Origin of the sequence: Pyrococcus sp. ST04 (assembly GCF_000263735.1) — an archaeon.
Classification (GTDB): Archaea; Methanobacteriota_B; Thermococci; order Thermococcales; family Thermococcaceae; genus Pyrococcus.
Window position 1 is genome coordinate 445,678 of the sequence record NC_017946.1, and the last position, 18,923, is coordinate 464,600.

At 44.9% G+C, this 18,923-nt stretch carries 16 protein-coding genes; 12 read left to right on the plus strand and 4 right to left on the minus strand.

Going from position 1 to position 18,923, the window contains the following annotated elements:
* Nucleotides 1-93: 93 nt before the first annotated feature.
* Complete coding sequence (locus tag PY04_RS02295) at nucleotides 94-2,772, minus strand: valine--tRNA ligase (RefSeq protein ID WP_014733568.1); 2,679 nt, start codon at nucleotides 2,770-2,772, stop codon at nucleotides 94-96.
* Nucleotides 2,773-3,227: 455 nt separating this feature from the next.
* On the opposite strand from PY04_RS02295, the gene PY04_RS02300 reads away from it, so the two are divergent.
* From PY04_RS02300 to PY04_RS09360, 4 genes are read left to right on the plus strand one after another with little or no spacing between them, the layout of a single operon-like run.
* Nucleotides 3,228-3,641, plus strand: a complete 414-nt coding sequence (locus PY04_RS02300) for a hypothetical protein (protein WP_014733569.1) — start codon at nucleotides 3,228-3,230, stop codon at nucleotides 3,639-3,641.
* On the plus strand, nucleotides 3,638-4,234 hold the full coding sequence (locus PY04_RS02305) for a hypothetical protein (protein WP_014733570.1): 597 nt from the start codon (nucleotides 3,638-3,640) through the stop codon (nucleotides 4,232-4,234). The genes PY04_RS02300 and PY04_RS02305 overlap by 4 nt, the downstream gene beginning before the upstream one ends.
* Nucleotides 4,231-6,963, plus strand: coding sequence for a calcium-binding protein (locus tag PY04_RS02310; protein ID WP_014733571.1), 2,733 nt, complete (start codon nucleotides 4,231-4,233; stop codon nucleotides 6,961-6,963). The genes PY04_RS02305 and PY04_RS02310 overlap by 4 nt, the downstream gene beginning before the upstream one ends.
* Before the next feature lie 42 nt (nucleotides 6,964-7,005).
* Nucleotides 7,006-9,474 carry a hypothetical protein gene (locus tag PY04_RS09360; protein WP_014733572.1) on the plus strand — a complete coding sequence of 823 codons (2,469 nt, stop codon included), beginning with the start codon at nucleotides 7,006-7,008 and terminating at the stop codon, nucleotides 9,472-9,474.
* A 13-nt stretch (nucleotides 9,475-9,487) separates the two neighbouring features.
* Here the strand turns inward: PY04_RS09360 and PY04_RS02320 are convergent, their stop codons facing one another.
* Together PY04_RS02320 and cbiB are read right to left on the minus strand one after the other, a co-directional pair.
* Complete coding sequence (locus tag PY04_RS02320; protein ID WP_014733573.1) at nucleotides 9,488-10,474, minus strand: aminotransferase class I/II-fold pyridoxal phosphate-dependent enzyme; 987 nt, start codon at nucleotides 10,472-10,474, stop codon at nucleotides 9,488-9,490.
* Nucleotides 10,468-11,343: an adenosylcobinamide-phosphate synthase CbiB gene (gene cbiB, locus PY04_RS02325; RefSeq protein ID WP_014733574.1), complete on the minus strand. Its 876-nt coding sequence runs from the start codon at nucleotides 11,341-11,343 to the stop codon at nucleotides 10,468-10,470. The genes PY04_RS02320 and cbiB overlap by 7 nt, the downstream gene beginning before the upstream one ends.
* A 72-nt stretch (nucleotides 11,344-11,415) precedes the next feature.
* Here cbiB and PY04_RS02330 point away from each other — a divergent pair, with 72 nt between their 5' ends.
* Genes PY04_RS02330 through cobS form a run of 5 tightly spaced genes read left to right on the plus strand, consistent with a single transcriptional unit; the run spans nucleotide 11,416 to nucleotide 15,396 of the window.
* A complete protein-coding gene (locus tag PY04_RS02330) occupies nucleotides 11,416-12,867 on the plus strand; it encodes a cobyric acid synthase (protein ID WP_048055908.1) in 1,452 nt (483 codons plus the stop codon).
* Between the two features lie 43 nt (nucleotides 12,868-12,910).
* The gene (locus PY04_RS02335) at nucleotides 12,911-13,657 is read left to right on the plus strand and encodes a hypothetical protein (protein WP_014733576.1); all 747 of its coding nucleotides are present in this window, start codon (nucleotides 12,911-12,913) and stop codon (nucleotides 13,655-13,657) included.
* Nucleotide 13,658: 1 nt separating this feature from the next.
* Nucleotides 13,659-14,303 carry an ATP pyrophosphatase gene (locus PY04_RS02340; RefSeq protein WP_014733577.1) on the plus strand — a complete coding sequence of 215 codons (645 nt, stop codon included), beginning with the start codon at nucleotides 13,659-13,661 and terminating at the stop codon, nucleotides 14,301-14,303.
* Entirely contained in the window at nucleotides 14,300-14,704 is a 405-nt protein-coding gene (gene cobZ, locus PY04_RS02345; RefSeq protein ID WP_014733578.1) for an alpha-ribazole phosphatase CobZ, read from the plus strand. The genes PY04_RS02340 and cobZ overlap by 4 nt, the downstream gene beginning before the upstream one ends.
* On the plus strand, nucleotides 14,701-15,396 hold the full coding sequence (gene cobS / locus PY04_RS02350; RefSeq protein ID WP_014733579.1) for an adenosylcobinamide-GDP ribazoletransferase: 696 nt from the start codon (nucleotides 14,701-14,703) through the stop codon (nucleotides 15,394-15,396). The genes cobZ and cobS overlap by 4 nt, the downstream gene beginning before the upstream one ends.
* Here the strand turns inward: cobS and PY04_RS02355 are convergent.
* Nucleotides 15,383-16,267: an AEC family transporter gene (locus tag PY04_RS02355; RefSeq protein ID WP_014733580.1), complete on the minus strand. Its 885-nt coding sequence runs from the start codon at nucleotides 16,265-16,267 to the stop codon at nucleotides 15,383-15,385. The genes cobS and PY04_RS02355 overlap by 14 nt on opposite strands.
* 51 nt (nucleotides 16,268-16,318) lie before the next feature.
* Between PY04_RS02355 and PY04_RS02360 the strand changes: the two genes are divergently transcribed.
* The 3 genes from PY04_RS02360 to PY04_RS02370 are packed head-to-tail and all read left to right on the plus strand — an operon-like array spanning nucleotide 16,319 to nucleotide 18,919.
* Nucleotides 16,319-16,864, plus strand: a complete 546-nt coding sequence (locus PY04_RS02360; protein ID WP_048055910.1) for an NTP transferase domain-containing protein — start codon at nucleotides 16,319-16,321, stop codon at nucleotides 16,862-16,864.
* 30 nt (nucleotides 16,865-16,894) lie between these two features.
* Complete coding sequence (cobT, locus tag PY04_RS02365) at nucleotides 16,895-17,896, plus strand: nicotinate mononucleotide-dependent phosphoribosyltransferase CobT (RefSeq protein ID WP_014733582.1); 1,002 nt, start codon at nucleotides 16,895-16,897, stop codon at nucleotides 17,894-17,896.
* Between the two features lie 21 nt (nucleotides 17,897-17,917).
* A complete protein-coding gene (locus PY04_RS02370) occupies nucleotides 17,918-18,919 on the plus strand; it encodes a sugar phosphate nucleotidyltransferase (RefSeq protein WP_014733583.1) in 1,002 nt (333 codons plus the stop codon).
* The last annotated feature ends 4 nt before the right edge of the window (nucleotides 18,920-18,923 follow it).

The following is an 18,923-nucleotide window of genomic DNA, read 5'->3' on the forward strand; positions in this document are numbered from 1 at the left end:
ATGCATTTATCTTCATAACTTTTTGGACTTTGGCCTATCTAATTAGAAGAGAGTTATGTAACTTCTAATTCATAAAAACAAAATTAAGAGGAATCAGGCGAAGAAGAGGATTGTTGCATCCCTGACTATTGCGGTTTCGACTTCTTCTCCCTCGCTGAAGACGGCCCTCTTTATCATTAAGTCGTCTTTAGTAAGTTCTATCCTTGTTCCTTCAATCTCAAACTCAGCCTTTCCAGATTCTCTGATTGCTCTGGCAACTTCTTCAGCATTTTCTTGGAGGTATTTGACTATCTTTGGAACCAGCTTACCGTACCTTGGGCCTATTCTCTTGAAGTTTGGCTTTATCTCAACAACTTTCTCCTCAAGCTGGGGCTCTCCTTTCACTATCTCTAGCTTCTCTATGTTCATCGTTCCGGCTATGTCTCTCTCTATGGTCTTTAGCATTTCATAGCTGTCAGTTGCATAGATTGCCACGTGCTTGAGCTTTGCATTCAAAGGCATTCCGTGGGAGTTCTTGTATTTTCTCATTGCGCTTATTACTTCTCTTGCCAGCTCTCCTATTTTTTCTGCCTCTTCGTTGATTCTGTCTTCTCTGGCCTCTGGCCAGTTGAGAAGGTGAACGCTTTCAGCCCCAATTTTTTCCTTGAATATGTGGTGGTAGAGTTCCTCGGTTATGTGTGGGACAAAGGGTGCTAGTAGGAGGATTATGTTGTAGAGTAGCTCGTACAGGGTGACTTTGGCCTTAAGTTTTGATTCTTCATCTTCTCCATAGAGCCTGTACTTTATCATCTCTATGTAGTCGTCGGCAACTTCGTGCCAGATGAACGTCATTAGTTCTCTCGTTATGAGGTTGAACCTGTACTTCTCAAGTTCCTCAGTTGCAAACTTTATTATCCTGTGTAATCTTGAGAGTATCCATTTGTCGAGGGGCTCTAGCTCGATGTCTTTGTGCTTTTCATAGTCGAAGTCCTTTATGTGTCTCTCGGCAAAGCGGTAGATGTTCCAGAGTTTCTGGAGGAAGCGGAAGTTGTAGTCTACGGTTTCCCACTTGAATGGGTGATCCTCTCCGGGCGGTGCGAGGGCTGTCCATAGTCTGAGTGCATCTGCACCGTACTTAGGAATAACTTCGTCAGGTGCTACAACGTTTCCATAGCTCTTACTCATCTTCCTCCCGTCTGGTCCAGCTACCATTCCGTTGATCACTATGTCGTTCCAAGGTTTCTTGCCGGTGAGCATATAGGTTCTGAATATCGTGTAGAAGGCCCACGTCCTTATTATGTCTGTTCCTTGGGGTCTTAGTGCTGTTGGGAAATTATGCTCGAACCACTTCTTCGCTTCCTCGTCTCCTTTCATTGCCTCGTACCATCTCGTTATTATGAGGGGTGTTATGCTTGAATCTACCCAGCAGTCGAGGACGTCTGTCACTGGCTCGAGCTCGGCCCCGCACACGGGACACTTCTCTACGGGTGGCTTGTCGAATCTTGGGTCTACTGGCAGGTCTTCCTCTCTGGCCGGCACTATGTGGCCGTTCTTACACACCCAGAATGGGAAGGGAGTTCCAAAGACTCTCTGCCTACTTATAACCCAGTCCCAGTCCATTGACTCTGCCCAGTCCTTTAGCCTTAGGAACATGTCCTCTGGGTACCAGTTTATTTCCTTTGCAACTTTCACGATTTCGTCCGTGAAGTCCTTCACCTTTATGAACCACTGCTTCTTTGGTAGCAGTTCGATTGGGGCCATACAGGAGCTTCTCTCAGTATGCCTTAGGACTCTGTGCTTTATCTTCTCCTTCTTATAGAGCAGCCCCATCTTCTCTAGGTCTTCGGCTATTTTCTCCCTGGCTTCTTCGATTTTTAACCCGGCATAGGGTCCTGCTTTTTCATTTAAGGTTCCGTCTTCATTTATCACAATGATTACTGGGAGGTTGTACCTCTTCTGCCACACTATATCCTGCTCGTCACCGTATGTACAGTTATAAACAGCTCCAGTTCCAAAGCTTGGATCGACATCCTCATCGGCTAGGATTGGAACTTCCCTCTCGTATATTGGAAGCTTTACTTTTTTCCCGACTAAGTGTTTGTATCTTTCATCATCTGGGTGAACGAACACAGCAACGCATGCTGGCATTAGTTCTGGTCTCGTGGTTGCTATGGGTATGTAACCTGAACCATCCGCTAAGGGGAGCTTTATGTAGTAGAGGTAGCCTTCCTCTTCGACGTAACCGACTTCTGCCTTGGCGAGGCTCGTCCTACATCTGGGGCACCAGTAGACTGGGTGCTCCTCTCTGTAAAGGAGGCCCTTCTTGTAGAAGTCTAGGAGAGTCTTTTGGACTGTGGCCTTGTACTCATCGTCCATGGTGTGATATTCTAAATCCCAATCAGCTGAGTATCCTATCCTTATAAACTGGTTTCTCATAGCCTCTATAGCCTGCCATGTCCACTCTATACATTTCTGGAGGAACTTTTCAGGCTCATCTTTGCTTATTCCGAATTCCTTCTCTACCTTAAGCTCGGTTGGGAGTCCGTGGTTGTCAAAACCTTGGGGGAATAGGACGTTGTATCCCCTCATTCTCTTGTATCTAGCTATTATATCTATCCACGTGTGGCTAAGAACGTGGCCGAGGTGGAGAGTTCCGCTCGTAAATGGTGGTGGGGTGTCTATTGCGTAGCTTGGCTTCTTTTCGTCTAGTCTATACTTGTATATCTTTTTCTCGAGCCAATACTTCTGCCATTTAGGTTCTATCTCATTTGGATCGTAGTTCTTCGGTAGCATAGTTTACCACCATCCTGCCTTTTCCTAAAATAGTTTCTTTTAAAATGTTAAACTCCAAGCTAACCCAGAAAAGAACGGTCCTTATGTAGGTTTTAAGTTCGAGAGCGATGGACGATATGCACCACCAAATAGCTTAAGTCTCCTAGAGCCTTAAAAAGTTTTCTTGAAGTCGCTTTCAGATCCTTATCTTTTCTCTTGAAAACCCTACCCTTTAAGCTGGGATGCCACAATTTTAGGTCAGCCTAAAGAAAGTGTAATAAACCTCAATGATAAAAAATATTAATTTAAATGTTTGGAGGTGCAGATAGTTGGGGCGCCCCTTTTGTCTTTGTATTAGTTTTAATGTCTTTGTTAGATTGTGATTTTGAATTTTTTAGTGTTGAGAGCTCCGATGACAGTAGAGGGGGAAGTGTTTCTCTGGTTATTGAACATAAGCTCTTTAGTGGGGTGGTAAGATGGGATTTTTCAAATCCTTAAAGAAGGTAGCGACGGACTTATCGAAGCAGTTAAGGGAAAAAGAAGTTGAGATATCTGCCAGAGATCTTGCAGAGAAGTGGGATAAGATAAAGTCTTACAAGCCAAAAATAGGAATTAAAAGAGGAGGAGAGACCTACTGGTATCCTCTAGAGAGAGTGTGGACAGAAAACGTTGAGGTAGGCCTATTTAGGAAGTCTCAGAAGGAGATAGTTTTCGTTGAATATTGGGAACCGAATACTTATTATGACGAGGAAGAAGAGGAAGATAGAGGTTGGTTTGAGGAAGAAGAGTACATAAAAACTGAGCGTTTCTCCCTGGATGATAAGGTTCGTCTTCGTTTCACCCTCGCAAACTATGAGAAGCTTGTTGAGAGGGAGGGCGAAATTTTATGAGAAAGAGGTTCTCTGCTTTTCTTATTATTTTACTCACAACAATTGTCATAATTGGGGGATGTGTAGGAAATTATGGACCTCTTACGAAGACTAAAGAGGGGCAGGAAAAAACTGTGCCTAAAACATCTGAAGTTGAGGAAAATAACACTCCCTCATCCACTAAACCTGAGGAGATATCGGTTAGAAAGAAAGGAGTAATTAGGACAAACATTATGAATACTACTATTGCGGTAAATGCCTCTCTACTTCCACAAGCTACCTTTGAATGTCTGGACAGGGCTCCGGATGTTGTTCTCTCATACTATCAGAGGGTTGAAGAAGAGGGAGATGTTAGAGAGTTCTTTGATCTTGATGTTGTAGATGAGCTTTCCCTAGTAGAGCTTCATAATGCCTTATATCGGGCGATTGACTTTAAACAGCTCAATGTGAGGAATGTAACATGTGCCATCGTTAGCATTAACATGGTTGCATGTGAGTATGAGTATTCCGCTAGCATAGTCAGAAATGGGGAGGAGAAGTTAATTCAGAGGAAGTATGTAACTTTCTTGAACACGGACTCGTGTAAGATAGTGTGGACGGAGGAAGAAGGATGAAGAAGTGCATTTTCTTGTTCGTACTCCTTCTTCTCATTGCAATGTCCTTGAACTTTCCTGTCATAAGTCAGGGCAAGCCTGACATTGATACAGATGGGGATGGACTAAAAGATTATGAGGAGCGGAATATCTATGGTACTTCCCCTGTATCCTTTGACAGTGACGATGACGGTGTTGGAGATGGCTACGAGGTGATGATAGGGAGTGACCCACTTGATAGTGATACTGATTCTGACAGGTTGAGCGATGGTGAGGAGCTTGCACTTGGAACGAGCCCTCTCCTAAAGGATACGGATGGTGATGGGTTGAGTGATTACTTTGAGGTTGTTACGTTGCCAGAGGTCTATAAATTGCCTCCTTCAAATCCAACGAATCCAGACACAGATGGTGATGGGCTTAGCGACGGCTTTGAATGGGAGCATCATGGTTCAAACATGAAAAGGTATCTCAACCCAGATGAAGATGGTGATGGTATTAAGGATGGAGATGAACACTATTTTGTAAGTAGTGGATATGGGGGAGTTCACCACTACTCATGCGATTTTACGCCTGACTGCGACGGTGATTTCATTCCAGACAACGAAGAGCTCAGGCTTGGAACACTCCCCTATAACCCCGATACCGACGGAGATGGATTACCAGACAACCTTGAGCTTAAATTTGGATCCAGTCCCTTCGATGTTGACACGGATGGAGATGGCATAAGTGATTTCAATGAAGTTCTACCCGAACTGATTTATGAATTCAAAAAGACTGAAAACCTTAGTGCGTTTCTTGGGCGTTCAGTCCCGAATAGGTTGGAATATGAATGGTGGGGAGCATTTGTCTCAAACTTCCTTAACACTACAGATACCTGTGTCCCGAGTATGAGGGAATTAAGATATTACCTAGAGCTAAACTTAAAGTTGCTTAGCGTTCCTCAAAGATATATTCGTACTGGAATGCACAGCTATCTAAATCCATTATTTACAGCAGATTATGCGGAGAGATACGAGAAAGGGGAAATACATAGTGATAATGCGGTATGCTACTTTGGCATCCCAACTGATCCGACTAAGTACGATAGCGATGGCGATGGATTGAGTGATTACGAGGAGATGCACTACACCGTTATCACTAGGACAAAGCCAGGAGGAAAAATAAGGTGGATAATGAGAGTCCATGAGTCTGATGGAAGACTTGACATGACGGAAATGGATCAGTTAAGACCATTAATTCTCGATCCAAACGATCCGGACAGCGACGGTGATGGAATAATAGATTCAGAGGATCCAGTTCCAGTTAAGGATGACATAGATGGAGATCTTTTAAATGAGCAGGATGTCTGTGCCTACTACATTGATTGCGATGGAGATGAAATATCCGACTATTATGAACATATACTTGGAACTGATCCAAAGAATCCTGATACAGACGGGGATGGTTTAACAGATTATGAGGAGATGGGCCAGTTTGGAGTCATTTCGTTGTGGCAGGATTATCCTTATAATATTCCCTTGGATAACCTTACTGTTCCCACTAAAACGAAATATTGGAGGTATAGCGATCCTCTCAACCCAGACACGGATGGAGATGGGTTTACGGATTTCCAAGAGAAGGAAGCCGGAACCGACCCAACAAATCCGAAAAGCCATCCTAAGGAACTCTCTACAGTTCAAAAGCCCAAGTATGAAAAAACTCCAGAATTAAAGAAAGCTCCAAAGTACGAGGAGAGGTACAAAGTTGAGTTCATGATAAACGGAAAGAAGATAAAACCTGGAACTTCGACTATGATACTTGACACTGACAGCATTACACTCGAAATTAAAGCTCATCCAATGAAAATTATTAAAGATAATGAAACAGAGGAAATCGTCGCAAGGAAAATTGGACTTTATTCCAGGCTGACAGAGTACACAGAGGTTTCGGAGGACACCTTCACGAAAACGTTAACCCTTGAAAACTTCACCGATGTGGGACTGGCTTTTGTAGAGTTCCGGGTATCGGTTTATTATGGTGAACACAGGAGAGACTTGGAATATGATGTAATGTTCAAGTACAAAACCCTTCCTCAAGTTGAGCTTGTAAATGCTACTTGGAGCAACTATCTGGACGTTGGAAGGCTAACTCTTGAGTGCAGATTCTGCAAAAATATCACGATAATAGTTCCAGGAGCCCTCGTTAATGGTAGGAAAAAGAGAATTATTGAGTTTGGAGAGACCAAACCACTCAAATATGTTTATGCCAGAATAATTCCCCACCGCTACATCGTTGCCAGTCAGTCGGATGTGGGAACAATCTACACTAAGTACGAGGACACCGTTGAGGTACTGAAGACTGGCAAAGATATCGGCTTGCTAGCGGCCAAGGCTGTTGAAGCCAAGAGCCTGGGATCAAAGATAATTTACGGGATGGTGGCGACGGCAAAGGGCATAAAAACTATAGTTGGTGGGGTTGAAGTTTTCATACCTGAAGAGGAGGTGGAAAAGCCTGAGGGTATAGACACACCAGAATCTGCAAAGTTCGATAAAGAGGCATTCAAGGAAGGAATCCTTGATTGGGTGAAGGAGAAGATCGTCGATGCAACCTTCGACTACGTCACCGAAAAGGCAGTTGAATATGCAGATGCCAAGGAGCTCGAGGCAAGGAGGCACGAGACTACCTACAGGGTTACGGTCAAAGCGTGCAATGAATTCGGATGTAAAGCGTTTGCATTCAGCGTTAATGGATATGCTTACGACTTTGAGTAATCTTTCTTTTTTTCTCTTTCGTCATGAAAGGGGGGTTTTAAGATGAGGAAACTCCTTGTTTTGGCTTTAGCGTTTATGTTAGTTGTGGTAGTCAGCGGATGTGTGGGGAAGACCTCTCCAACAGGAAGTCCCCAGCAAGAGACATATTCAGAACAGATAGAAACATCGACTCCCACTCCCACTAGCCAGGAACAACCCAAGGAAGAGTCATTGACGCTTGAGGAAATCTTTTCACTGGTACATTTTGAAGGCATCGATAACGGGATAAAAGGGCTGAAAATATGGGTTGAGGGTGCTACCTGGGTTAGTGATAGCAACTCTTTCAAGGCTCAGTTCCCACCAGACAACTTATTTTACTCTAGAGGAGTTCTTTACGTTATCAATAACACCCCTGAGTATGGTGGGGGGTACATTGAAAGTGGAAAAGTAGGTAGGGTCTATTATATTGCCCTAAGGGTGCCCTTTGAGCTTAAGGAAGCCAGTTATTCTGGACTGCCAATGGCTATAGTGGCACTCGATGAGCGCGGTACTCTCCATTTAGTCAAGTACTCCTCAAACTACGAGTACTGGCCTAGTGAGGATAATCCACAGGTTCAGTATCTTCGTGACGTTGAGGGTGACATAACGTGGGATTTAGGAGCCAATAGACTTATCTCTGGGCCGGATTATTCAATGGAATATGCCTACTATGTTGCATGGAACAATAAAAAGTTGTACACCCTAACATTTACTGGAGAGAGTCTAAATGACCTACTTGAAGGGATTGGAGAAAAGCCGTCGCCTAAGGAGTTCCATTTTTCCGACATCAAGGACGTTGTAATAGGGTGGAATGGTATATACGTCCTTAGCGGAGAAGGATTGACTGTCATAAAGCTGGGAGACGAGCCGGAAATTAGCGAGAATTATAGAGTAACAGGCTACATGATGTCGGTTCAGCTTTCAAGAAGTGATATAGTGGCGGTCTATGACGGAAGCAAACTAACGCTAATTTGGGTTAGGGATGGAGAAGTAGAATCCTCCAAGGAATTCAGCCTTCCTGGGTATGAGAAGGTTTTCATCCATCTTCCTCAACGGGATGACTTAGAAACGGTTGAGATAAGTGGAATTAATGGAAAATTAATTGACTTCTACACAATATCAGGAAACAGAATAGAGAAAGTTTTTTCGGGAGAATTACCCGAAAGGCCTACATGGTTGGTGGCAACAAAGGAAGAGGAGAATGGGGGAATAATGGTATCTTTCTGGGGTGAAGATAAAGCCTTCTACTATCTGTGGATTAGAGAAGGAGGAGAAAAGGTGGAAGAATTTACAAAAACTGAGGCCCCAAGTGAATCAACCAAAACTAAAACAACAACGGAAACCCCGGAGGAAAATCTCTTTAGTTACTTTGAAATAAAAACTGTTCATCTGGACAATCTTGAGGGAGTTGCAATAGAGGTAAAAGATGCTCCAACTTTCAGAAATGTGAAGCCATGGTTCGTAGGAAAAGGGGGCTATGAAGTTTCAGATTTGTCCGAGGCATACTTTGCAGTTGGGAATAAGCTGTACGTATTCTCAGGGGTGGGTCTGAAAAATAAATATGTTGATGGGGAGGATGTAACGTCTTCCTTTAGCGGTGAGGTCTATATTCTGCCGGCTGGTGTCAAGGATTTGGCTTATGGAAGTAAAATATTCTTTGTATCGACGGACGGGAAATTATACCTAGCCTATGACTTTGAAAGTGACGAAGTGAACAGAGAAGATGCGACATTATACATAAGGAAATACACCAAGTGGGTGAGCTGGAGCCTAAACGTCGAGGGCGTTACGGCAATGTCCAGTGGAGATTACCACAACTATGTGGCATGGACTGGAACCAAAATCTACATCTTTGTATATTCTAACGACGATCTCTTCTACGCTGATGAAGAGGGGTTAGAAGCAGTGAAACCTAAGACATTCACATTGCCAGAAAACATAGAGGCAGTGTTTGTTGATAGGTATGGATATGGCCTTATAATAAGAACCGAGAATGCCCTCTACTTCCTGGACACAAGCGGGAGATATGGTTACGGTAAATGGCACCTCTATAAACTAGGGGAGGATCTAGAGGGAAGAATCAGTTACAACTTGGAAACGGGAATCATAACATTGTTCCATAAAGGAAAGTTCTACTGGTTGGAAGTGTACTCCGTGTATGACGAAAATGACGAGATGGTGCCCAAGCTGGAAGTTAGGGGAGAGGTGGAGTTCAAGGATGAGGTTGATGCATTCTCGCTAATGTACAATACGTACGCTTACCAGCTCATCGTTGCTACGCCTGGTGAACTAAGGATATACAATGTGACAATTGACTATGAAGAATCTAGCATTGTCCTTGATCAGAGTTTTAGCGTTCCATTCACTCCAGATGCAGTTTACGGTGAAGACTTCTGCTACTGCCACGTGAATAATTACGAGAATTACTTCTACTTATGGGCTGGAAAGACTTATTACTCCCTCATAGGGCCAAATAATGGGAGATCTGAGTAGCTCTTCTCTTTACCTAATTTTTTGTAGTAGTTATATCTCTTTCACTTAAAAGTTCCTTCAATGTCTCTATTAACACTGTGTTTTCTTCCCTCCTCCTAATGGAGAATCTAATGTACTCAGGTAGTCCAAATCCGCTACAATCCCTAACTAGAATCCCTCTTTTCTTGAGCTTTTCCATGAAGGTCTTTCCATCTCCAACTTTGAGCATGAAAAAGTTCGCATCACTCTTAACGTTCAGCTCCTTCTCGACTCTCTCTTTCTCCCTCCATATCAGTGGCATCGTCTTCCTTAAATGCTCGAAATTGTCCTTAATCACGAATTCGAGGAAGGCCAAACCAGAAGAACCTATACTCCATGGCATCCTGATGCTCTTGAAATACTCAGGAAAGCCGAGAACATAACCGACTCTTATCCCGGGAAGGCCATAGCTTTTAGTAAACGTTCTCAGCTTCACGATGTTTTCACCTTCTGAACTTTTGGCGTCTTTCACGAAATCTATGAAGGCCTCATCGAGGACTAGAAGTGCCCTTTTATCCTCGACGGCATCAAGTAGAGGTTTGAGCTCCTTTGGTTGGTAGAACCGTCCATCGGGGTTATTAGGGTTACAGAAGAAGACAATGCTTTCTTTTTCTACAAGCGTGGCCAGCTTTTTGGGCTCGTTGGGGCCTTTCACAATCCTCGCGCCAAAAATTCTGGCAACGCGCTCATACTCCTCATATGTATGCTTTGGAATTATGACCCTTCTATCCCTCAGAGCGGGTCCCAGGAGATATAGGGCCTCAGTTATACCTGCTGTTATCGTCGTTGGCTCACCTATCAAGGACGAAAACTCATCCTCCAAGCGTTCCCAGTAGGGGTAGCGTCCACTCAAACTTTTAGCCCTCTCAAACATCTCGTCGAGCCATTCAGGAGGATAGGGATTCACAGAGGCTGAGAAATCTAGGAACCCCTCTTCTCTAGCACCACCGTGGCTGGTTTTAAAGGTTATCGGCCTTAGCATATCCACACCTCCAGTGTTAGCAGTAGTACACAAATTAGGACCCATTCCCCAATCACAATCCAGTAAACATTCAGTGCTCTCCTTATGTCTTCTAGCCTTGGTTCTCTTCCTTCAAATCGATATACTCCCTCCTTTTCAAGCCAGACACCAAGAACAGCACTCATAGCTGCTATGGGTTTGTCTGAGTTTATCTTAAACTTGGCCTTCCGCCAGTAAGAGGGTACCTTTTTGGGATTGAGGGGGAGGAAGAGTAGGACTGTAATTCGGGCAGGTATGAAGTTTAGGATATCATCAAGTCTCGCTGCAAACTTGCCAAAGTACTCATATCTCTCATCTCTATAACCTATCATCGCATCGAGCGTGTTAACTGCCCGGTAAAAGAGCGCCCCAGGGAGGCCAAATAACAGGTAGTATAGTAAAGGAGCTACCACACTGTCGTTGATGTTCTCGGCAAGGCTTTCTATTGCGGCGGAATTGAGATGAGGTTTATCGAGCTTTGAAACGTCCCTGCTAACTACCATAGCAACGTACCGTCTTTGTTCTTCGATATCCTCTTTTATTGTGTTTTTTATGTGCTCAGCGAGGCTTCTTATGGCAAAAGAGCTTTTTAGGAAGTAGATTGCTGAGATAAAGCTAAGCCAGTTTGGGAGAATTTTAGGAGTGTTTGAGAGAACTAAGGCAAAGGCAGCGACTAAAAGTGACGAAAGGACACCGGCAAAGAAATCAGCCTTTGGGTTCCTTCTTCTGTAGTGCTTGTCAAGGAATTCAATTAATCTTCCGAACCAGACGGTTGGATGGACTAATGCTGGAGGTTCGCCGAGGAACAGATCCCAGGTGAGGGCGAATAGTAGGATCATGACCTTTTCCATTTAAACATTCCTCCTTGGATTATTTAACCAAAAATGTTTATATTTGTCCCGCCAATTCTTCGTGGTGATTGGATGGGTAAGGCTCTCATGGTTCTTGGAACTTCATCAGGAGCCGGAAAATCCCTCCTTGCCATGGCCCTCTGCAGAATCTTCTCTAACATGGGATACGATGTTGCTCCCTTCAAGAGCCAAAACATGAGTCTTAACTCAGCTCCAAGCATTGAAGGAGGTGAGATAAGCCGTGCACAGTATTTGCAGGCAATAGCATGCCGGAAAAGCCCTTCCGTGAAGTTCAACCCAATACTTCTTAAGCCCGAGGGCAATATGAGGAGTCAAGTCGTCTTTATGGGAAAGCCCATTGGAAGTGTCTCTGCTCGAAGTTACATGTTTTCTAAGAAAAGAGAACTATTCGAGAAGGCAATGGAAGTCCTTGATGAACTCATGAGGAAACACGATCTGGTGATAATTGAAGGTGCTGGCTCACCTGTTGAGATAAACCTCAAGGACTACGACATAGCTAACACGCGCGTGATGAGGCGTGTTGGGGCTAAGGCAATTCTCGTTACTGATATTGATCGTGGAGGAAGCTTTGCCTCAATAGTTGGCACAATGGAGCTCTTGAGCGAAGAAGAAAGGAACTCTATCATCGGTTTTGTCTTCAACAAGTTCCGTGGGGATCCTTCATTACTCGAGCCTGGCTTTGAATACTTGGAGAGGCGATACGGAAAAAGAGTTCTTGGTGTGATTCCTTATGTAGAGCATCGTCTTCCAGAAGAGGATTCCCTAACGGAGTTTCCAAAAGTGAAAGGCGATCTACACATCCAGATTATCAAGTTGCCTCACATGAGCAACTTCACTGATTTTGAGCCGCTTCATTGGGCGAACGGTATTGATTATGTCACGCGAGCTGAGGAAATAAAGGGAGATGTAATAATTATTCCAGGTAGCAAGAACACTGTCGAAGATTTGCTTTGGATGCGAGAGAACGGGATAGAGGATGCCATAGTTCAGATGCATAGGGAGGGAGCTTTTGTCGTGGGAATCTGTGGTGGCTTTCAGATGCTGGGTGAGGAAATAGTTGATGAGGTTGAATCAAAGCGCGGAAGGGTTAAAGGAATTGGTCTCCTTCCTGTTAAGACGATCTTTGCACCCATAAAAAGGACGAATCATTTGAAGGCTGAGCTCCTCTGGGAGCCAATGAGAGGAATGATGGTTGAAGGATATGAAATAAGAATGGGTCGTTCAACCTCGGTGAGGCCCTTTTCTGTGATACGCGAGATAAATGGGGTTAAAACTTTCGAGCCTGAAGGTGCTGTTGGGGAGAGAATCTTTGGCACGTATCTACACGGGATATTTCATAACTTCACTTTCACGAGGCGGTTTTTAAACATTCTAAGGATCGAGAAGGGACTTGAACCAATCAGCATATTAGGCTGGAGCATCGAGGAAGAGATAGAGAAGTTCGCAAGAATCGTTAAAGAGAGTCTTGATGTGGAATATATACTCGATGTATTGGGTCTTTAAAAGTATGGTAAAGGTTATTTTGTCTGGGGCTATAACTCATTTGATGGATCTCGGTGAACACTTCCTGAGGATCGCGGAGGAAACTTTCCAAGAGCTCTCCAAAAAAGAATTGAATCTAGAAGATCTCCTGACTATTCAAGCTAGTGTTATAAAGAGCCTTGCGGATTCTTCCCTGATATTCTTTTCCCAGGAAAAAGATGAGAAAGTTTTAAGGGCTTTTTCAGACTTTAAGGATGTCTTGGATCTGCTAAGGGAGAGAAATGCGTTCCTCGGAGGGGAGTTGCTTCAGCTGAACATGCTTAAGAATATTGACCTTGAGAAGGGATTCTCCCTCGACAGGAGGTTTGGAATCCCGAAGGAAATCTTAGTTTGGGCCAACAGGATAATAAAGCCTAGGCTTTTCATAGTGTCCAAGAATAGAGACTACAAATACTTTAAGGATCCTATGTTTTCCCTGGGTGTTGACATAGAACCTACGGACAGGCTGTTTCCCTACTTGGTGAGGTCGGTCAGGAGGATAATAGAAGAGACTGGGGCACCTTTCAGGGTTGTTGCAGAGCTCATGAAGTGGGAGCTCTTCCTAGGTGATGTCAAAGATCCTCCAAGATGCTTTGATGGGTACGTTGAGGTAATTAGGAAGCTTCCCCGGGTCTTTGAAAATGCCTTAGAGTATAGGCTCTCCAAGGACGTGGTTATATATGAGGTCCCCGAATATCCATTTGGGAGTGCCAAGGAAGTTATAGGGTTCTCAACAAAGAAAAAGATCGGATTCATAGCAAGGAGGTGGTGAAATGAGGGCAATTGCCCTGTTTTCTGGGGGAAAGGATGGTCTGTACTCAATATACCTGGCTGAGAACATGGGGTATGACGTTGCTTATCTCCTGGCCCTCAAAACCACCATAGGTATCTCCCCCCACTACGAGAACCTCCCCTCATTAAGGAGGATAGCTAACGCAATGGGGAAGGCAATGATAACTTTTGACATGGTCAGGGGAAGGGAGGAGCTGGTTGAGTTGCTAAAGGCCTTAAGCGTTGAAGCAATCGTCGCTGGGGATGTTAAGATAGAGGATCACTACAGGTGGCTTGAGGGGATAGCTAGAGAGGCGGGCATAGAGTTAGTCGAGCCAATATTTGGGAGGAACACGCTGGAGCTCGCCAGGGAAATACTAAGAAGCGGGTTCTCGTACTCTATAATAGCCGTGGAGAAGGGAAAGGTTTCGGAGGAATACCTAGGCTACACCTTTGAGGGGGAGGGAGATTTACTCAAGTTCCTCGATGATAATCCCGGCGTTGATCCTCTTGGGGAATTTGGAGAGTTCCACACGGTGGTTCTCTCATCTCCCCTGTACTCGAGGAGGTTTAAGCTCGTTAAGGAGAAAGTTCTTGAGGACGAAAGGTATAGATGGCTCAAATTTAGGTTGGTGGAGGAGGGATGAAGATAGTTAAGTTGCTGGAGGAGAAGGGAATAAGGATAGAAGACATAGTTTCGACCGCCCTAGACCTTTACATAGGGGAAGAGAGGGAAAAAGTTGCGGAGATGTTCAAGAGGATACTCCTAAGATATCTAGAGGACATCAACGTTCAAGCTTTACTCCTAGCTGCAGTGCTCCTCGAGGAGAACTTTAAGGTTGAAGGAGATCCAGTGGAGTTGGTTGCTGACGAGATTATAGGGATTGAAATAGCAGAGTACATAGGAGGAAGGCTAGCCCTTTTCAACTTCTTCTACTACGACACAAGAAAGCCAGGGATACTAAAAGATCTCCCTCCCTTTTTGGATGATGCTATAGGCGGATTGATAGCCGGTTGCATGGTTAAGGTTTTTGAGGTGCTCAAATGAGGAATCTCATCCCTTTCTTCACTAGGATCCCACTTAGGGGAGACTTTGAGAAAGCCAGGGAAGAGCTCTGGGCTCTCCCTTTAATCGCCGTTTTAACGTCCCTTCTCCCAATGCTAATACTGTACCTTGATATTCCATTGGCAAACGTTCTCTCCTTGCTCGCTTTGTACTTCATAATCGGCTTATTGCACCTCGATGGCCTCGCGGATTGGGCGGATGGGATAATGGTTAAGGGGAGCAGGGAGAGGAAGATAAAGGCTATGAAAGACGTTAATACTGGCATAGCCGGGGTTTTTGCGGTTGTTAGTGTAATGATGATTCAAGCGTACTCCCTTTCCCTAGTTCCGTGGTGGGCCTTTTTCCTCGGCGAGCTGAACTCGAAGCTTTCAATGCTGCTGGCAATCTCAACTAGGAAACCCCTTGGTGAAGGGCTTGGAAAGTTTTTCATGGATGGTGTTAAGAGAAGAGATGTTTTAATCGGGCTCGGGATTTACGCCCTCTTCTTGGCTATTCTAGCTTATTACAGCCCTCCTTCCCTACTGGGGATTCTCGGCCTTGTTCCGGGCCTTTACGCGTTGCATCTTTCAATAGAGAACTTTGGTGGCTTGAACGGGGACTGCATAGGAGCCATCGCTGAGATAACTAGGGCAGGAACCTTCTTGGTACTGGCCTTAGTCTTTAGCCATTCATAACGAGATTTAGGGCCGAGAAGAATGCTATTATTATCAACGTCCAAACGAACGTTACGCTTATTGCTTCCTCTGCTTTAAGCCTGTACTGGGCAAGTATGGCATTCGCAGCTATTGCAGGGGGCATAGAAGCTTCCACCAGGACGGCATAGAATATTTCCCTTTCCGCATTTCTCAATGTTAAGAAGACGAAGAGAAAAGGTATTATACTTCTAAACGTTGCAACCTCGGCTAGCCTCCTTGGGGAGAACTTCCCCAGGGAAATCCTTGAGCCGAAATATATGAGGAGGAGCGGTATGTTCATCCATCCAACCGTTTTTATGGGGTTAAGAAACCAGTCTGGGAGCCTTATTCCGGCTACAACCAGCGATAAGGCAAGCAAATTCGCGAGTGTGGGCGGAAACCTCAGGGCCTTTTTAAAGCTTTCCTTTATTGAAGCCTTCTCGCTTGAGAAGTGGGCCGCTATGAAGGTAACTATTGGCAGGATTATCAGGGAGTTCGTCGTTGAGTAGAGTATCGCCGGTGTTATGTCCTTTAAGAATAAGCTGGCTATTGGGAAGCCGAGTGCGGCCGTGTTTGGATAGGAGGACAGAACCATTAAAGCACCCATCCACTTCCTGTCTTTGACAAACAGCCTAGAGTAAAAGAACGAGCTTGAGAGGCTTATCCCTATGACGAGAAAAACGTAAAGGAAGACGAGCTTTATCCTTAGCAGGTACTCTAGATTCTTGCTAGCAACGTTTCCAAAGACGAAGAGTGCGAAAAGAACCTCATTAACGAGGAACCTAAGGCCTTCGAAAAACCTCTCGCTTTTTATAACTCTCCTGAGGATGAAGCCGATGAGAATTAAGCTCAACATCTCTGGAATGTTCATGGTAGTTCATCGGACTTCCCTTTTAAAGCCTTTAGCGTTTAACTTAGGGCGATGATAGTCATAATGGCCGGTGGGAAGTCCACGAGGATGGGAGTGGAGAAGCCGATCCTTGAGATTAAGGAAAAGCCCATGCTCCTCTGGGTCTATGAAGAGGCCTCAAAGGTTGACGAGACCTATGTTGCGGTCAGCAAAAACTCTCCTAGGACTAGGGATCTGTGCTTAAAAGAAGGCATAGAAATCATCAAAACGCCAGGGGATGGGTACGTTGAGGATGTCAGGTTTATCTTAAGTGAGTATGGGGATTTCATAAGCTCTGTTGCCGACGTTCCCTTCGTAAAGGCCAGCGACTTCTACGAGCTTAAGAAGGCCTTCAAGGGGAGAAGTTTAACTGGGGTACTTCCTCTATCTAGGATTCCCAAAGACCTTAGGCCTTTAACTTACAAAGGCTATGCTATAGTTGGCCTGAACGCCGTTTCATGGGAAGGGGAGGAGCTCTTCATCCTCTCAAATCCCCTCCTAGCCCTGAACGTTAATACTCCCAAAGACTTAGAGCTGGCTAGGAAGATCGCGAAAATGATTGGGAGAAAGGATTTTTAAGTTAGGATAAAATATCCAGATGGTGGTTACATGGAGAGCCTATTTCTCCTGGTATTGGGAAACACCGAGATTAGCCTCATTCCTGGAATAAGTGTGGCCGGAGCAACTCCTGAACTTACAAAGTTCACTCCCCCAGCCGATGCCGAGTATCTCTTCTATGAGAAGCCAAGGATAATAAATGCGATTCCTGTAACGCCCGAGGGCCATCCCACACCGGCAATAATAACTAAAGCATCCAGAGAGCTCGCGAAGTTTCCGATTTTAGTTGTCAGGGGTGGAAGCTACCTGGCCCCGCTCCTCCCACACGTTCACATAAGTGATATCGTTGGAAGGGACTTCAGGAAGGAAAAAGCAATTCCAAAAGTCGAGGAAATAATCGAGAGGACAAAGCTCCTAGGGGAAGAACTGAACAGAACAAACATCAAGGAACTAGTAATAGGCGAATCAACGCCCGGAGGAACGACAACGGCCCAAGCGGTGCTATGGGCGTTGGGATATGATGCCAAAACTTCTTCAGCATCTCCGAGAAATCCCCAGGAGCTTAAGGAGAAGGTGATAAAGGAAGGCTTTGAGAGGGTCGGAATAAAGAATGGAGACCTTAAAAACGAGCCTATTAAAGCATTAGCTGAATTCGGGGATCCAACGCTCGCAACGATTCTCGGAATATCAATGGGCTTTAAGAGGGACGTTGTTTTAGCTGGAGGAACTCAAATGCTTGCCGTTGCAGCCCTGCTGAAAGCTCTCGGAGAGGACTTGTCAAGGTTCATGATAGCAACGACGAAGTGGGTAGTTAACGACGAGAGCGCTACCTTCCTCAAGACTGCCAGAGAGATCGGAATAATAACGTATTCTGCAGATTTGGACTTTAGTGGCCTTAAGTACAGGGGCCTTCAAGATTATGAGAAGGGCTATGTAAAAGAGGGCGTCGGTGCCGGAGGTTCCGTGTGGCTCGCCGTTAAGGCCGGCTTTTCTCCAGAGGATGTTGCAAGGAAGGTTGAAGAGCTCTACGAAAGGTTAATATCTCGGACTTAATTTTATGTTTTTGGTGGTTGAATGAAGGCTTTAATAATGGCCGGTGGTTACGCCACTAGGCTTTGGCCAATCACCAAGAGCAAACCCAAGCCCCTCCTTCCCGTGGGAAATAAAGTTATCCTCGAGTACATTCTAGAAAAGGCCCTCGATCTTAACATTCCCGTTTACATCTCCACGAACAAGTTTTTCGAGGAGGACTTCAAGAATTATGCGGAAAAGTATGGGGTAGAGCTCATCGTTGAGGAAACCTACAAGGAGGAGGAAAAGTTAGGAACTATAGGGGCTATTAGGAATGCCTTGGAGACCTTGGGCTTAGACGATTACCTGATAATAGCTGGGGATAATCTGTTTTCCCTCTCCCTGCGGGACTTCTTGGAGAAGTTTAAGGAAGTGGGAAAAACTCTGACGGCCGTTTACGATATAGGAGATCCAGAACTCGCCAAGAGGTACGGTGTTGTCATCCTAGAAGGTGACAGGGTTGTTAGCTTTGAGGAGAAGCCTCCAGTTGCGAAGTCAACATTGGTCAGCACGGGAATATATGCCTTCCCTTCTGAGGTCATAAGACTCGTTTATGAATATTTGGAAAACGGTAACAAGGACGCTCCCGGGTACTTCCTCCAGTGGCTTATTGAGAGGGGAGAAGAGATTTACGCCTACCGCTTTAGTGGATATTGGTACGATATCGGAAGCGCTGACAGTTACCTTGAAGCCCTAAAGGAGTTTCTCAAGGACAGCATAATTGAGGAGATCCAGATAAGTCCATACGCAAAAATAATTCCCCCCGTTGTGATAAAGAGGGGGACGAAGATACTCGGCAGGTCGATAATAGGGCCCTATGCCTACATCGGGGAAGAGTGCATTATAGAGAACTCCGACATAAGCGATTCAATAATATTCGACAAAACGATTATTAGGAACTCTACTATATGGAGGTCGATAATAGACGAGAAGTGTGAGATAAGGAACCTCGAGCTTAGGAAGAGCCTCGTTGGGGGGCATGCGAAGATTCAAAGGGGGGATTAGACCT

What these genes read in the sequence shown, in the direction of transcription:
- PY04_RS02295 (WP_014733568.1), bottom strand. Translation starts at nt 2,772, where the DNA reads ATGCTACCGAAGAACTACGATCCAAATGAGATAGAACCTAAATGGCAG.
- PY04_RS02300 (WP_014733569.1), top strand. Translation starts at nt 3,228, where the DNA reads ATGGGATTTTTCAAATCCTTAAAGAAGGTAGCGACGGACTTATCGAAG.
- PY04_RS02305 (WP_014733570.1), top strand. Translation starts at nt 3,638, where the DNA reads ATGAGAAAGAGGTTCTCTGCTTTTCTTATTATTTTACTCACAACAATT.
- PY04_RS02310 (WP_014733571.1), top strand. Translation starts at nt 4,231, where the DNA reads ATGAAGAAGTGCATTTTCTTGTTCGTACTCCTTCTTCTCATTGCAATG.
- PY04_RS09360 (WP_014733572.1), top strand. Translation starts at nt 7,006, where the DNA reads ATGAGGAAACTCCTTGTTTTGGCTTTAGCGTTTATGTTAGTTGTGGTA.
- PY04_RS02320 (WP_014733573.1), bottom strand. Translation starts at nt 10,474, where the DNA reads ATGCTAAGGCCGATAACCTTTAAAACCAGCCACGGTGGTGCTAGAGAA.
- cbiB (WP_014733574.1), bottom strand. Translation starts at nt 11,343, where the DNA reads ATGGAAAAGGTCATGATCCTACTATTCGCCCTCACCTGGGATCTGTTC.
- PY04_RS02330 (WP_048055908.1), top strand. Translation starts at nt 11,416, where the DNA reads ATGGGTAAGGCTCTCATGGTTCTTGGAACTTCATCAGGAGCCGGAAAA.
- PY04_RS02335 (WP_014733576.1), top strand. Translation starts at nt 12,911, where the DNA reads ATGGATCTCGGTGAACACTTCCTGAGGATCGCGGAGGAAACTTTCCAA.
- PY04_RS02340 (WP_014733577.1), top strand. Translation starts at nt 13,659, where the DNA reads ATGAGGGCAATTGCCCTGTTTTCTGGGGGAAAGGATGGTCTGTACTCA.
- cobZ (WP_014733578.1), top strand. Translation starts at nt 14,300, where the DNA reads ATGAAGATAGTTAAGTTGCTGGAGGAGAAGGGAATAAGGATAGAAGAC.
- cobS (WP_014733579.1), top strand. Translation starts at nt 14,701, where the DNA reads ATGAGGAATCTCATCCCTTTCTTCACTAGGATCCCACTTAGGGGAGAC.
- PY04_RS02355 (WP_014733580.1), bottom strand. Translation starts at nt 16,267, where the DNA reads ATGAACATTCCAGAGATGTTGAGCTTAATTCTCATCGGCTTCATCCTC.
- PY04_RS02360 (WP_048055910.1), top strand. Translation starts at nt 16,319, where the DNA reads ATGATAGTCATAATGGCCGGTGGGAAGTCCACGAGGATGGGAGTGGAG.
- cobT (WP_014733582.1), top strand. Translation starts at nt 16,895, where the DNA reads ATGGAGAGCCTATTTCTCCTGGTATTGGGAAACACCGAGATTAGCCTC.
- PY04_RS02370 (WP_014733583.1), top strand. Translation starts at nt 17,918, where the DNA reads ATGAAGGCTTTAATAATGGCCGGTGGTTACGCCACTAGGCTTTGGCCA.